At 70.0% G+C, this 13,831-nt stretch carries 14 protein-coding genes; 11 read left to right on the top strand and 3 right to left on the bottom strand.

Annotation, left to right across the window (positions count from 1 at the left end):
- Positions 1-24 precede the first annotated feature (24 nt).
- From V5F77_RS24310 to V5F77_RS24300, 3 genes are all read right to left on the bottom strand, one after another.
- Positions 25-873, bottom strand: a complete 849-nt coding sequence (locus tag V5F77_RS24310) for an IclR family transcriptional regulator (RefSeq protein WP_348848517.1) — start codon at positions 871-873, stop codon at positions 25-27.
- 255 nt (positions 874-1,128) lie between these two features.
- Positions 1,129-1,815 (bottom strand): TetR/AcrR family transcriptional regulator, encoded by a 687-nt coding sequence (locus V5F77_RS24305; RefSeq protein ID WP_348848516.1) that lies wholly within the window; start codon positions 1,813-1,815, stop codon positions 1,129-1,131.
- Between the two features lie 42 nt (positions 1,816-1,857).
- The gene (locus V5F77_RS24300; RefSeq protein ID WP_348848515.1) at positions 1,858-3,357 is read right to left on the bottom strand and encodes an AMP-binding protein; all 1,500 of its coding nucleotides are present in this window, start codon (positions 3,355-3,357) and stop codon (positions 1,858-1,860) included.
- 214 nt (positions 3,358-3,571) lie between these two features.
- On the opposite strand from V5F77_RS24300, the gene V5F77_RS24295 reads away from it, so the two are divergent.
- The 11 genes from V5F77_RS24295 to V5F77_RS24245 form a co-directional block, all read left to right on the top strand.
- Positions 3,572-4,831: an ABC transporter substrate-binding protein gene (locus tag V5F77_RS24295; RefSeq protein ID WP_348848514.1), complete on the top strand. Its 1,260-nt coding sequence runs from the start codon at positions 3,572-3,574 to the stop codon at positions 4,829-4,831.
- Between the two features lie 62 nt (positions 4,832-4,893).
- On the top strand, positions 4,894-5,793 hold the full coding sequence (locus V5F77_RS24290) for a branched-chain amino acid ABC transporter permease (RefSeq protein WP_348848513.1): 900 nt from the start codon (positions 4,894-4,896) through the stop codon (positions 5,791-5,793).
- Between the two features lie 2 nt (positions 5,794-5,795).
- Entirely contained in the window at positions 5,796-6,770 is a 975-nt protein-coding gene (locus tag V5F77_RS24285) for a branched-chain amino acid ABC transporter permease (protein ID WP_429007805.1), read from the top strand.
- Positions 6,767-7,567, top strand: coding sequence for an SDR family NAD(P)-dependent oxidoreductase (locus V5F77_RS24280; protein WP_348848511.1), 801 nt, complete (start codon positions 6,767-6,769; stop codon positions 7,565-7,567). Before V5F77_RS24285 ends, V5F77_RS24280 begins: the two co-directional genes overlap by 4 nt.
- 3 nt (positions 7,568-7,570) lie before the next feature.
- On the top strand, positions 7,571-8,326 hold the full coding sequence (locus V5F77_RS24275; RefSeq protein ID WP_348848510.1) for an ABC transporter ATP-binding protein: 756 nt from the start codon (positions 7,571-7,573) through the stop codon (positions 8,324-8,326).
- Positions 8,323-9,033 carry an ABC transporter ATP-binding protein gene (locus tag V5F77_RS24270; protein WP_348848509.1) on the top strand — a complete coding sequence of 237 codons (711 nt, stop codon included), beginning with the start codon at positions 8,323-8,325 and terminating at the stop codon, positions 9,031-9,033. Before V5F77_RS24275 ends, V5F77_RS24270 begins: the two co-directional genes overlap by 4 nt.
- Positions 9,034-9,135: 102 nt before the next feature.
- Positions 9,136-10,491 carry an MmgE/PrpD family protein gene (locus V5F77_RS24265; protein WP_348848508.1) on the top strand — a complete coding sequence of 452 codons (1,356 nt, stop codon included), beginning with the start codon at positions 9,136-9,138 and terminating at the stop codon, positions 10,489-10,491.
- A 61-nt stretch (positions 10,492-10,552) separates the two neighbouring features.
- A complete protein-coding gene (locus V5F77_RS24260) occupies positions 10,553-11,584 on the top strand; it encodes a thiamine pyrophosphate-dependent dehydrogenase E1 component subunit alpha (RefSeq protein WP_348848507.1) in 1,032 nt (343 codons plus the stop codon).
- A complete protein-coding gene (locus V5F77_RS24255) occupies positions 11,584-12,558 on the top strand; it encodes an alpha-ketoacid dehydrogenase subunit beta (protein WP_348848506.1) in 975 nt (324 codons plus the stop codon). Before V5F77_RS24260 ends, V5F77_RS24255 begins: the two co-directional genes overlap by 1 nt.
- 15 nt (positions 12,559-12,573) lie before the next feature.
- Positions 12,574-13,356 carry an enoyl-CoA hydratase/isomerase family protein gene (locus V5F77_RS24250; protein WP_348848505.1) on the top strand — a complete coding sequence of 261 codons (783 nt, stop codon included), beginning with the start codon at positions 12,574-12,576 and terminating at the stop codon, positions 13,354-13,356.
- A gap of 33 nt (positions 13,357-13,389) precedes the next feature.
- The coding region (locus V5F77_RS24245; RefSeq protein ID WP_429007804.1) for a biotin/lipoyl-containing protein at positions 13,390-13,831 on the top strand (442 nt) is incomplete at its 3' end.

Genomic DNA, 13,831 nt, shown 5'->3' with positions numbered 1-13,831 from the left:
GCCCGCCGCGGCGGGCGGCGCGCGTCACTCCGGCCGGGCGCGGGTGTCCCGCCGGCTGCGGCGGCTCGGGGCCTCCGCCTCGGTGGGGGCCGGCCCGCCGGCCCCTTCCAGGCCCAGGGCCCCGGCGGCTTCCGCAGCCACCGCCTGGAGATCGGCGGCGAGGGCGCGCACCCGGTCCGCGTCGAGATCGTTGGTGAAGGCGATGGCCGAGAGCGCCATGGTGGCGAGGCCATCGGGCCCGCACACCGGCGCGGCCACCGTGGTGAAGTTGCGGTTGTAGCGGCCGATATCGACCGCATAGCCGTCGCGGCGGGTGGCCTCCACCTCGGCCCAATACTGCTCGAAGGGGGGCGGGTCCTGCCAGCGCAGCTCCTTGAACATGGCACGGATGCGCGCCTTGGGCAGGCCGAGATGGGCTGCGAAGCAGCGTCCCAGGGCGCCGATGAGCGAAGGCAGGCGTTGGCCGACGCTCATGTGCACCCGCAGCGGCACTGGCGCCTCGGCGAGGTCCACCAGCAGCACGCGGCTCGGGCTCACCAGCCGCCAGAGGATGACGGTCGCCGAATGCGCCTCCGCCACCCGCATCAGGCGGGGATGGATGAGGCGGATATAACCGCCCTGCTGGAGCACGCCGCTCGCCAGCTCCAGGACCCCGATGCCGGGGGAATATTTCTTGGTGGCGGGATCGAACACCGCCAGGCGCTCGTGCGCCAGGGTGCGCAGCAGGTTGAAGCAGGTGCTCTGGTTGATCTTCAGGTCACGGGCGATCTGGATCACCCCCGCCGGCTCGTCCTGGGCATTGAGATACCGCAGGATCGCGATGCCCCGCACCAAAGCGGTGACGGGGGTGCTGGGCTTTTCCGGGATGTCCATTCTCTATATGATATTCTATTCTGAATGACGAATTCCTGCCAGGATAGAAGATCGCCGCGCGCCCGACAATCCGCAATCCGCGCGCGGCAGACCCCTGCCGGGCGCGGCGGACGGGCGGCAATGCCTTGCCGGATCTGAGATTTCTGCGGGAAGCGGGCAGCGGATCGCGTGACCAAGACGCGGTAGGCCAGAAAATTCGGGCGCTTGCTTGGCCCCGAACGCGCAACCGCGCCCGCGGCCCGCGCGGCGGGGCGCTCAGCGGCCGCGGGCGGCCGGCGCCGCGGCCTTGTCGCGGGACGGCGGCTCAATGAACAGGCCGCCGGCCAGGAGCTTGCCGTAGGCCGACATCACATAGTCCGGCACCACGGTCACCGCATGGTCGGCATAGGCGTAGCACTGGCTGAGATAGCCGCGGGCGCCCATGAACATGTGGACGAGGACCTCGATCTCCTCATCGGTGAAGGGCTGCACCTCGCCCCGGTCGCGGCCGCGGCGGAGCACGCGGGCATAGGCCCCGGCGATGGTCGCGATGTGCTGCCGGTAGCCGGCCGGCGCGAACAGCTCCGCCTCGTTGAGGATGCGCAGGAATTCCGGCACTTCCTTGAGATAGTCGAAGAACGCTCGAAAGCGGTCGGCTTCCCGGCCCGATTCCGGCGCGTCGTCGCGGGTGCGCTCGCGGATGAAGCGCAGCATGTCCTTGCCGATCTCCGGCAGGAGCTGGTCGAGCAGCTCCTGCCGGTTGGTGAAGTGGTTGTAGAAGGTGCCCTGGGCCACGCCCGCCTCGGTGGTGATGCGCGCCACCGAGGCCTCGGCATAGCCGAGCCGCCCCACCACCTTGCGCGCCGCCTCGAACAGCTTGTGCTTGGTGAGCTCGTTGCGCTCGGCGCGGGTGAGCTTGGTGCGGGCCTTCCCCGGGGCCGGAAGGTGGGTGGTTGTGGTCATGGGGCGATACTCACAGGGAAGGCGGCCTCGCGGGAGGCAGGATCAGGGAACGGCGCTGGTTTCGAGCTCTTCGCGAAGAACCCGCTTCAGCACCTTGCCTGAGGGGTTGCGGGGGAGTTGGTCGCGCAGGACCAGGGCTTTCGGCACCTTGAAGGCGGCCAGGCGGGCCCGGCAATGGGCCATGAGGGTGTCGAGATCAAGTTCTCCGCCATCATTCAACGATACCACGGCCACCGGCCGCTCGCCCCATTTCTCGTCCGGCACGCCGACCACCGCCGCCTCGCGCACCTGGGGCAGTTCGTAGATCACGCGCTCCACCTCGGAGGACGCGATGTTCTCGCCGCCGGAGATGATGATGTCCTTCTTGCGGTCGGTCAGGAACAGGAAGCCATCGGCATCCAGATAACCCACGTCGCCGGTGCGGAACCAGTCTCCGAAGAAGGATGCCGTGGTCTTTTTCGGGTCGCGCCAGTAACCCTGCGTCACCTTGGGGCCGCGCAGGCAGATCTCGCCGGGATGGCCGGCGGGAACCGGGGCGCCCATCGCGTCGCGGATCTCCACCTCCACATGGGCGAGGGCGCGGCCGGTGGAGCCGATCTTCTCGATCTCCCGCCCCGGCTCCATCAGGGTATCGCCGCCGCAGGTCTCGGTGAGGCCGTAGCCGTCGATGTAGCGGGCGTTGGTGAAGTAGGCCGAGAACGCGCGGATGCGCTGCTCGGGCGTGCGCTCGCCGCCGCCGATCACCCAGCGCAGGCTGGAGACGTCGTGGCGCTCGCGCCCGGGATGGCTCAGGAGCGCGCTGGTCATCACCGGGGCGAGCCAGCCGCAGTCGAGGCGCTCGGCGGCGATGGCCGAAAGCACCGCCTCCGGCTCGAAGTCGCGCAGGATGCACATCAACCCGCCCTGCCAGAGCACGGCGACGCCCGGCAGGTCGAAGGCGCCCACATGGTAGAACGGCCCCACCACCAGGATCCGGCTGTGGCGGCCGAGGTCGAGGGCCAGCACATGGTCCGAGGACTTGAAATAGAAGTTCTCGTAAGTGTGCATCACCCCCTTCGGCCGGTCGGTGGTGCCGGAGGTGTACATGAGGCGGAACAGGTCCGAGGTCCGCCGCGGCACCGCCGGCACCCGCTCCGCGCCGGGCGCGAGGCGCCGGGCGTCGGACTGGGCGGCGGCATCCACCACAACGGGGGCTGGACCGGCGGCGTTCTTCTCCAGCTCCTCGTCCACCAGCAGCAGCTTGGCGCCGGAATTCTCCACGATATAGGCCACCTCGTCGGCGGAGAGGCGGAAGTTGATGGGCAGGAACACGCCCCCCGCATGGCTGGTGGCCAGCGCCAGGTCCAGGAAGGCGGCGCTGTTCTTCATCAGCACCGCCACCACGTCGCCCGCCCCGACGCCACGCGCCTGGAGCCAGCCGGCGACGCGCTCGGCGCGGTCGATCAGCTCGCCATAGGTGATGCGCGCGCCGCGATAGAGCACCGCCTCCCGCGCGGGGTCGCACTTGGCGTGATAGGCGACGAAGCTCGTCAGGTTAATCATCCTTTTCCGTCCTCCCCTTCCCGGCCCCCACCGAGCCTTCCGGCGGGTGCGGTGCACCATTTTATGATTGATGACTCATAGTTCATTTTTGCCTTGACGTCACCGCTTCCCTTCCCCGATCTTGTGGCCACGCAGCAGGAGACTGCGACCGACGGGACCGAAACGCAGGCCGCCGACAGACGCGCGGCTCTGGCTCAGCCAGCAGGAGAGGACCATGACCGATTCCACCGGGCGCGGGATCAGCCGTCGCTCGACCCTTGCCCTCATGGGCGCGGGTGCCGTATCGCTCGCCACCCCCTGGGTCGCCCGCGCCCAGGCCAAGGCCATCCGCATCGCAATGCCCACCATCCTGTCGGGCCGCGTGGCGCAGCTCGGCCTGTCGTCGCGCAATGCGGTGATGATGGAGGTGGAGAAGGTCAACGCCGCCGGCGGCCTGGCCGGCCGGCCCATCGAGATGGTGGTGCGCGATTCCAAGGGCCAGCCCCAGGAAGCCGCCCGCGTCGCCCGCGAGCTGATCAATTCGGACGGCTGCGAGCTGATGATCGACGGCGAGGCATCGTCCGGCGCCTTCGCCGTGCACGAGGTGGCCCGCGACCTCGGATTCCTGTGCCTGCACACCAATTCCGAGACCTCCTCGCTCAGCGCCGATCCCAAGCTGCGCATCCCCAACGCCTTCCGCTGCGCGCGCCAGGGCATCCACGATTCCGTCGTCGGCGGCAGCTATGCCGCCGCCATCGCAAAGGCCAAGAATCTGAAGCGCTGGGCGAGCTGCTCGCCGGACTATGCCTACGGCCGCGACACCACCGCCGAGTTCATGCTCTACCTCAAGCACTTCGCGCCCGACGTGGAAGTGGTGGCCGAGAGCTGGCCGAAGCTGTTCCAGCCCGATTATACCGAGAGCCTCACCAAGCTGCTCCAGGCCAAGCCCCAGGCGGTCTATTCGGCACTGTGGGGCGGCGACATCTCGGCGTTCATTGACCAGGCCAACATCTACGCGCTGTTCAGCCAGATGACCCTGTTCGCGGTGAATCTGGCCGACTACACCGCGCTCACCGCGGTGAAGAACCTGCCGAAGGGCATCCATTCCGGCAACCGCTACCTGAAGATCTTCCCGGCCACGCCGCAGAATGCGGCCTGGGCCGATGCCTATCGCGCCAAGTACAACGAATATCCCACCAACTGGGCCTGGCAGAACGCGCTCTCGGTGACCTTCCTCTCCGAGGCCGCCAAGAAGGCCAACAGCACCGACGGCAAGAAGCTCGCCGAGATGCTGCACGACCTCACCGTCACCTCGCCATTCGGCGAGCAGGGCAAGGTGACCATGCGCGGCGAGGACCAGACCATCGTCGACTACGCCATCGGCTGGGGCACCACCATCCCCACCGAGCCGTATCTGACCGACATGCAGCCCGGCAACTGGGCCCAGATCACCCAACTGGAAACCGAGTGGAAGAAGTCGAAAGGCTACACCTGACCGGAGCGCGGCCCTGAGACACGGGCCGCGCCCCCCGTTCTTCCAGTAACGGAGTTGAGACCTTGGATCTCGAAGCACTCGGCAGCTGCGTGATGAGCGCGGCCTGCCTCGTCACGCAAGGGACGAGCGGGTTCATCATCGGAATGCTGCTCTTCCTCGTGGCGGTCGGGCTGACGCTGATCTTCGGCGTCCTGAAGATCGTGAACTTCACCCACGGTGCCTTCTACATGCTGGGCGCCTATTTCGCGTTCTCCATCTACCAGGCCACCGAGAGCTTCGCCCTGGCGCTCCTCGGCGCCGCGGTCGCCACGGCGATCATCGGCATGGTGTTGGAGCGGGTGTTCATCAGCCGCGTCTATGGCGGCAGCGTGCTGATGCAGCTGCTGGTCTGCTACGCCTTCGTGCTGATCTTCGACGACGGCGTCCGCCTCATCTGGGGGCCGGAATTCAAGGCCATGGGGATGCCGGCGGCCTTCCAGGTGCCGCCGCTCTTCATCGCCGGCGGCGTGGTGCCGCCCTTCTACCTGTTCCTCATCGCCGTGGCCCTGTTGGTGGCGGCCCTGCTCGGCCTCGGCCTCGCCCGCACCCGCCTCGGCAAGGTGGTGCGCGCCGCCGCCCAGAATCCCGGCATGGTCTCCGCCCTCGGCATCAATACCGGCCTCATCTACGGATCGGTGTTCGCGCTGGGCGGCGCGCTGGCGGGCCTCGCCGGGGCGCTGGCCGCACCGGTGCGCTCGCTGACCCCGGGCATGGGCTTCACCATCCTGATCGAGTCCTTCATCGTCACCGTCATCGGCGGCATGGGCTCCATCCTGGGCGCCCTGGTGGGCGCGCTGATGATCGGCTTCATCCGTTCGTTCGGCTCCATCGGCTTCCCCCTGTTCACCGACGGCCTGATGTACGTCTTCATGGCGGTGGTGCTGATCGCCAAGCCCACCGGCCTGTTCGGGCGGGAGGTCTGAGGATGGCCCGCTCGTCCGCGCTCCGCGACGGCCTTGTCGCCCTGGCCGCCTTCGTCGTCCTCGCCATCCTGCCCTATGCGGTGGGCGGCACGGCGCTGCCCGACTTCGTCATCCGCGTCGCCGCCTTCGGCCTGTTCGCCACCTCGCTCAACCTGCTGGCGGGCTATGGCGGGATGATCTCGTTCGGCCACGGCATGTTCTTCGGCCTCGGCGCCTACGCCTTCGGCCTGCTCATGCAGCGCGCCGGGCTGCCGGTACCGGTGGCCTTCGTGCTCACCCTCGCCATCACCGCCGCCACGGCGGCGGTGATCGGCGCCATCTGCGTGCGGCTGAAGGAGATCTACTTCGCCTTCGTCACCCTCGCCTTCCAGATGCTGATCTACAGCCTGATCATCTCCTGGGTGGGGCTCACCGGCGGCGATCAGGGCCTGCGCGGCGGCATCCCGCGCCCGCCCTTCCTGAGCATCGACCTGTCGAACCACACCCACCTCTATGTGACGAGCTGCGCGCTCCTGGTGGGCGGGCTGCTGCTGATGCGGCAGATCGTGGAATCCCCGTTCGGCTACACGCTGCGGATGATCCGCGACAACGCCGCCCGCGCGCCCTTCCTCGGCATCCCGGTGTGGCGCACGCGGCTGGTCGCCTTCGTGCTGTCCTCGGTGTTCGCGGCGGCCGGCGGCGTCGTCATGAGCCTGTTCGTGTCCGGCGCCTATCCTGAGTTCGCCTACTGGACCATCTCGGGCGAGGGCATGTTCATCATCATGCTGGGCGGCATCAACGCCTTCCTCGGGCCGCTGGCCGGCACCGTCATCCTGCTGCTGCTCAACGACTGGGTGACCCGCCTCACCGAGCATTACGGCCTCGTGCTCGGCATCGTCATCCTGTTCTTCGCCCTCGGACTGCGCAAAGGGCTCGTGGACTTCATCATGGAATGGCTCGAAGGCCGTCGTTCCACCGCCCCGGAGACCCGCCCATGACCACGCCCGTCCCGACCGGATCCGTCCCGACCGCGACCGTCCATGTGGTGACCGGCGGCGCGAGCGGCATCGGCGCCGCCTGCGCCCGCGCTTTGGCCGCCACCGGCGCCGCCGTCGCGGTGGTGGACCGCGACCTGCCGCGCGCCGAGGCGGTGGCCCGGGAGATTAGCGGGCGCGCCTTCACGGCCGACGTCGCCGAGGAGGACAGCGTCGAGCGCTGCGCCGCCGCCATCGAGGCCGAGTACGGCCCGGTGGAGGTGCTGGTGAACAGCGCCGGCGTGATCCAGCCACCGCTGCGTCCTCACGCTTTGTCCATGGTGCTATGGGACGACGTGGTGCGCATCGACCAGCGCGGCACCTACATCGCCTGCCGCGCCTTCGCCCGCGCCATGATCGCGCGCCGGCGCGGCGCCATCGTCAACACCGCCTCCATCACCGGCTCGCGATCCGTGCCGCTCCATGCCTATGCCCCGGCCAAGGCGGCGGTGATCGCCATCACCGAGTGCCTTGCCGCCGAATGGGGCCCGGCCGGCGTGCGGGTGAATTCCATCGCGCCCGGCTACACCCTGACGCCGGCGCTCCAGGCCGCCATCGCGCGCGGCGAGCGCGACGTCTCCGCCTTGTCGAACAACGCCGCGCTGCGGCGCCTGGTGACGCCGGAGGAGGTGGCGAAGGCGGTGGCCTTCCTCGCCGGGCCGGATTCGGCGGCCATCACCGGCATCAACCTGCCGGTGGACTGTGGCTGGCTGGTCGCCACGCCGTGGAACACCTATGGCGGCCTCCGGGAGCCGGAGTGAGTCATGCTCGAAATTCAGCACATCTCCAAATCCTTCGGCGGCGTCAAGGGGACCGACGATGTCAGCCTCACCTGCCCCGACGGCTCGCTGACCGCGGTCATCGGCCCCAACGGCGCGGGCAAGAGCACCTTCTTCCACCAGATCTCCGGCGCGCTGCGCCCCGACAGCGGCAAGATCCTGCTGGACGGCGTGGACATGGTGGGCCTGAAGCCCGGCGAGATCGTGCGCCACGGCATCGGCCGCGCCTTCCAGGTGGCGAGCATCTTCCCGAGCCTCACGGTGGAGGAGACCCTGCTCGCCGCCGTGGCCGCCGACCTCAAGCGCTCCGGCGAGCTCCTGAAGCGCTTCCCGCTCGCCGAGACAAAGGACCGCGCCCGGCACGCCATGGTGATGCTCGGGCTCGAGGACAAGCGCGACAGGCGCGCCTCCACCCTCTCCCACGGCGACCAGAAGCTGCTCGACATCGCCCTTGCCCTGGTGCTGGAGCCGAAGGTGCTGCTGCTCGACGAGCCCACCGCCGGCATGGGGCCGGAGGAGCGCTGGCGGATGATCGAGAAGGTCTACGAGCTGTGGTCGCGCGAGAAGATCACCCTCGTCTTCATCGAGCATGACATGGACATCGTCTTCAAGATCGCGCCGCGCATCGTGGTGCTGTGCTACGGTCGGGTGCTGGCCACCGGCACGCCGGACGAGATCCGCCGCAACCCCAAGGTGATCGAGGCCTATCTCGGCACCGACCATGCGGAGGACGCGGCATGAGCGTCGTCCTCAAGGTCGAAGGCCTCGACGTCTTCTATGGCACCAGCCAGATCCTGTTCGGCGTCGGCTTCCAGGTGGAACGCGGCGAGACGGTCGCCCTGCTGGGCCGCAACGGCGCCGGCAAGTCCACCACCATGAAGGCCATCGCTGGCCTCGCCCCGCCGCGCCGCGGGCGGGTGGAGCTGCGCGGCCACGACGTGGCCGGCCGCAAGCCCCACCTCATCGCCCGTCTCGGCCTCGGCTTCGTGCCGGAGGATCGCCAGATCTTCCCGGAGCACACGGTGGAGGACAACCTCTCCATCGGCCACAAGAAGGGGCCCGACGGGCAGGACGAATGGACCCTGGAGCGGGTCTACGAGGTGTTCCCCCTGCTGGCGCCGCTGCGCCACCGCATGGCCGGGCGCCTGTCCGGCGGCGAGCAGCAGATGCTCGCCATCGCCCGCACCCTGATGGGCAACCCCACCGCCATCCTGCTGGACGAGCCGAGCGAAGGCCTCGCGCCCATCGTGGTGCAGCGCATCGGCGCCTTCCTGCGCGAATTGCGCACCACCGGCGCCACCGTGCTCATCGCCGAGCAGAACATGCATTTCTGCCTCGGCCTCGCCAGCCGGGCCATCGTCATCGACAAGGGCCAGATCGTCTACGCCGCCTCCATCGCCGAGCTGAAGGCGAACGAGGACGTGCGCCAGCGCTATCTCGCCCTCTGATCCTCACCGGCTCCGCGGAACCGCACAGACGTCTTGTTTGATCGCATTTTCGTCACGCGAACCCGAACCACTTCGCTTGAAAATGCTCTCGGGGAGGCCCTCATGACCACGCTGTCGTCGCAGATCGGGGCGTTCGTCTCGACCCTCACGCTGGAAACCCTGCCCCCCGCCGTGGTGGAGAAGGCGCGCGCCTGCCTGCTCAACGCCTACGGCATGGGGCTCAACGGCCACGCCACCGCGTTCGCGCCGGTGGCCCGCCGCGCCGCTCTCGCCATGGGCGGCGAGGTGGCGAACGGGGCGACGCTGCTGGGCGACGGCCGGCGCACCACGCTGGCAGGGGCCTTCCTCGCCAATTCGGCCCTGTTCCACGGCCGCGCCCAGGAGGACAGCTGCGGCGCCGCCCATTTCGGCACCGTCCTCATCCCCATGCTCACCGCCCTGGTGGAGGTGCGCGGCTATCCCCTCGCCCGGCTGATCCCGGCTTTGGTGGCCGGCTATGAGGCGGGCGGCCTGTTGGAGAGCGCATTCGCGACCCATACCACGCCGGGCGGCTTCCGCTCCACCGCCACCTATGGCGCCATCGCGGCGGCAGCAGCCGCCGCCCGCCTGATGGACCTTGGCCCCGCCGAGACGGCTACCGCCATTGCCACCGCCGCCTCCTTCACCGGCGGCATCCTGCAATCCTTCACCGACGGCACCGACGAATGGCGCTACCAGCCGGGCCTCGTCGCCCAGAATGGCCTCGTGGCGGCCGAGCTGGCGCGCGAAGGCGCCATCGCGGCGCCCCACGCCATCGAGGGCAAAACGGGTCTGGCCCGCAGCTTCGCCCGGGTGGAGGCCCCCGCCGACCTGGCGGCGACCCTCGGCACGGACTGGGCGACCCTGCGCGTCACCTTCAAGCCGTTCCCGGTCTGCGCCTTCAACCAGACGCCGGTGACTGGCGCCCTGGTGCTGCGCGAGGAGCTCGGCGGGCGGGTGCCCGACGCGGTGCGGGTGCGCATGAACCCCTACGAGACCGGCTATGCCGGCATGGATGCGCGCGGGCCGTTCAACTCCATCTCCGGAACGCTCATGAGCATTCCGTTCTGCATCGCCACCACGCTGGTCCACGGAGTGCCCACCACGCGGCACATGACCACCTATGACGATGCCGAGGTGGCCGCCCTCATCGACCGGACCACCCTCGTCACCGACCCTTCCGTGCCGGTGCTGAGCGCCATCATCGAGGTGGACACCCCCGAGGGCACCAAGGTGCGCGAGCAGCGCATGACGCCGAAGGACTATGCCTACGACCTCGCCACCCTCTCCGTCATGCTGCGGCGGATCGGCCCGGAGGAAGGCGTGGACATGGCCGCCTTCGACCGCCTGGAGGCGTTCGTCACCGCGCTGCCGGGTGGCGACATCCGCGATGCCGTGGCGGCGTTCCAGATGCCGCTGGCGGGACAGGCCGCGGCCTAAAACTGACTGATGACTCATCCTTCATAATTTGCTACTCCGATGGGAGTCAGTCGAGGTCGCCATGAAGACCAAGCCGTCCCCGAAGCCGTCCACCACTCCGCCTGCAGCCGCTGCCCCTGAGGCGGAGCGGGCCAACAGCCCCGCGCGCCTGCTGGAGCTCTATGGGCAGATTGTGCTCATCCGTCGGGCGGAGGAGCGGCTCATCGCCATGTTCGCCGATGGCGAGGTGCCGGGCTTCATCCATCTCAGCATCGGCCAGGAGGCGGTATCCGCCGGCGTCATGAGCGCGCTCACCGCCACCGACACCATCGCCTCCACCCATCGCGGCCATGGCCATGCCATCGCCAAGGGCCTGCCGCTGGACGGCTTCTTCGCCGAGCTGCTGGCCAGGAACGCGGGCCTGTGCCGCGGCCGTGGCGGCTCCATGCACGTGGCGGACATGAGCGTCGGCATGCTGGGCGCCAACGGCATCGTGGGCGCCGGCCTCTCCATCGCGCTGGGCTCGGCCCTCGCCCACAAGCGGCTCGGGCGCACCGCCGTGGCGGTGGCCTTCTTCGGCGACGGCGCCCTGGCCGAGGGCCTGCTCCACGAATGCCTGAACATGGCCGCCCTGTGGCGCCTGCCCCTGCTGTTCGTGTGCGAGAACAACGGCTGGAGCGAGTTCCTGCCCAGCGACAAGCAGATCGCCTTCAAGCTCAAGGACCTCGCCGCCGCCTACGGCATCCCGCACACCAGCGTGGACGGCAACGACGTGGCCGCCGTGGCCGACGCCGCCGCCGAGGTGGTGGCCGCGGTGCGCGCCCATGGGCCGGCGGTGCTCGAATGCCTGACCACCCGCGTGCGCGGCCATTTCGAGGGCGACGCCCAGAAGTACCGCGACCCGGCCGATATGCAGGCCCTATCCGAGCGAGACCCGCTGCGCATCGCGGCGCGCGAACTCGCCCGCCTCGGCATCGGCGAGGAGAGCCTGGAGGCGGTGCGCGCCCGGGTGGAGGAGCGCATCGCCGCCGCGGTGACCGCGGCGCGTGCCGGCACCGATCCCGACTTCATGGCCGCCAAGGCCGACGTCTACACCCCGGCGGAGGCCCTGTGATGCCGGAGATCCGTTACCTCGCCGCCATCAACCGCGCGCTCGGCGACGCCCTTCAGGACGACCCCACGGTGGTCGTGTTCGGCGAGGACGTGTCCGAGGCCGGCGGCTCGTTCGGCGCCAGCCGGGGCCTGCGCGAGCGCTTCGGAGCGGACCGGGTGTTCGACACCCCCATCTCGGAGGCCGCCATCGCCGGCGCGGCCGTGGGCGCCGCGCTCTCGGGCCTCAGGCCCGTGGTGGAAATCATGTTCATGGACTTCACCACCCTGGTCATGGACGCCATGGTGAACCAGGCGGCCAAGGCGCGCTTCATGTTCGGCGGCCAGGCCTCGGTGCCCATGGTGCTGCGCACGCCCCATGGCGGCGGGCTCGGCGCCGGGCCCCAGCACTCCCAGTGCCTGGAAGCCTGGTTCGCCCACATTCCCGGCCTCAAGGTGGTGTGCCCCTCTGATCCCGTCAGCGCCTACGGCCTGCTGCGCGCCGCCATCGCCGACCCCGACCCGGTGGTGGTGGTGGAGAACAAGGCGCTCTACGCAATGAAGGGCGAGGTGCCGGACCAGCTCGAGCCGATGCCCATCGGCCACGCCCGCATCCTGCGGGAGGGCCGCGACGTCACCCTCGTCAGCTACGGGGCGGCGGTGCACACCTGCCGCAAGGCCGCCGACCGGCTCGCCGCCGAGGGCGTCGAGCCGGAGGTCCTGGACCTCCTGAGCCTGCAGCCCTGGGACGAGGCGGCCGTGCTCGCCTCGCTGTCGCGCACCCACCGCCTGGTGGTGGTGCACGAGGCGGTGGAAGCCTTCGGCATCGGCGCCGAGATCGCCGCCCGCATGGCCGACATCGGCTTCGACGAGCTGGACGCCCCCATCGCTCGGGTCGGCGCCCCCTTCATGCCCGTGCCGTTCTCCAAGGCCCTGGAGAGCGCCTACATCCCCTCGGCCGACGCCGTCGCCGGGGCCGTCCGCCGCATCCTCGCCTGATACCGGGAGCCCGCCATGGAAGACCGCATCACCTTCGAGCGCCGCGGCGCCGTCGCCGTCCTCACCATCAACCGCCCGTCCACCCTCAACGCTCTGGACATGGACACCCTCGCCGACCTCGACGCCGCGGTGGCACGGGCCGAGGCGGACGCGGAGGTGCGCGTCATCGTCTTCACCGGCGCCGGCGACCGCGCCTTCGTGGCGGGCGGCGACATCGCGGACCTCAACTCCCGCCAGGGCCTCGCCCATTACCTGGAGCTGGGCGAGCGCCTGCACACCGTGTTCCGCCGCATCGAGACCCTCGACAAGCCCACCCTCTCCGCGGTGAACGGCTGGGCGCTGGGCGGCGGCACCGAGCTGATCCTGTGCACCGACATCCGCATCGCGGCTGACAGCGCCAAGTTCGGCCTGCCGGAGATCACGCTGGGCCTGTTCCCCGGCGCCGGCGGCTCCCAGCGCCTGCTGCGCCAAGTCTCGCCCTGCAAGGCGAAGGAGCTGATGTTCGTCGGCAGCCGCATCTCCGCAGCGGAGGCCGAGCGCCTCGGCCTCGTCAACAAGGTGGTGCCCGCCGCCGACCTGATGGCCGCCGTGTTCGAGATGGCCGACGCCATCGCCGACAAGTCGCCGCTGGTGCTGAAGCTCCTGAAGCGCACCCTGACCGACGGGGACGAGATGCCGCTGCGCGCGGCGCTGCGCCACGAGCAGGCGATGATCGGCCTTGTGCTCGACACCGCCGACGCCCACGAGGGCTGCACCGCCTTCCTGGAGAAGCGCCGGGCCGCCTTCCGGGGCGCCTGAGATGGCGCGCGCGAGAGGCGGGAGGACCAACCCATGACCAGCGCGATCGTGATGCCCAAGCTCGGTCTCACCATGACCGAGGGCCTGGTGGCGTCCTGGCGGGTTCAGCCCGGCGACCAGGTGGCGGACGGCGACGTACTGTTCGTGGTGGAGACCGAGAAGATCGCCACCGAGATCGCCGCCCAGGGACCGGGCCGCATCGAGACCATCGAGGTGCCCGAGGGGGCCGTCGCGCCGGTGGGCGCCACGGTGGCCACTTGGACGGGCGCCGGGGCCTCGGCCGCCGCACCGGAGGCCGCGTCGGCCGCCCCCGACGCGCCGGCGGCGGCCGAGGTGCCTACCGTGCCCGCCCCTGGCCCGGCGCCCGCTTCGGGCGGAGGCCGCATCCTCGCCACGCCGCTCGCCCGCAAGATCGCCCGCGGCGCGGGGCTGGACCTTGCCGCCGTCCCCGGCACCGGCCCGCGCGGCCGCATCA

The sequence above is a fragment of the Roseixanthobacter psychrophilus genome (assembly GCF_043195195.1).
Lineage (GTDB): Bacteria > Pseudomonadota > Alphaproteobacteria > Rhizobiales > Xanthobacteraceae > NCEH01.
This window is presented reverse-complemented; position numbering and strand designations above follow the sequence as displayed.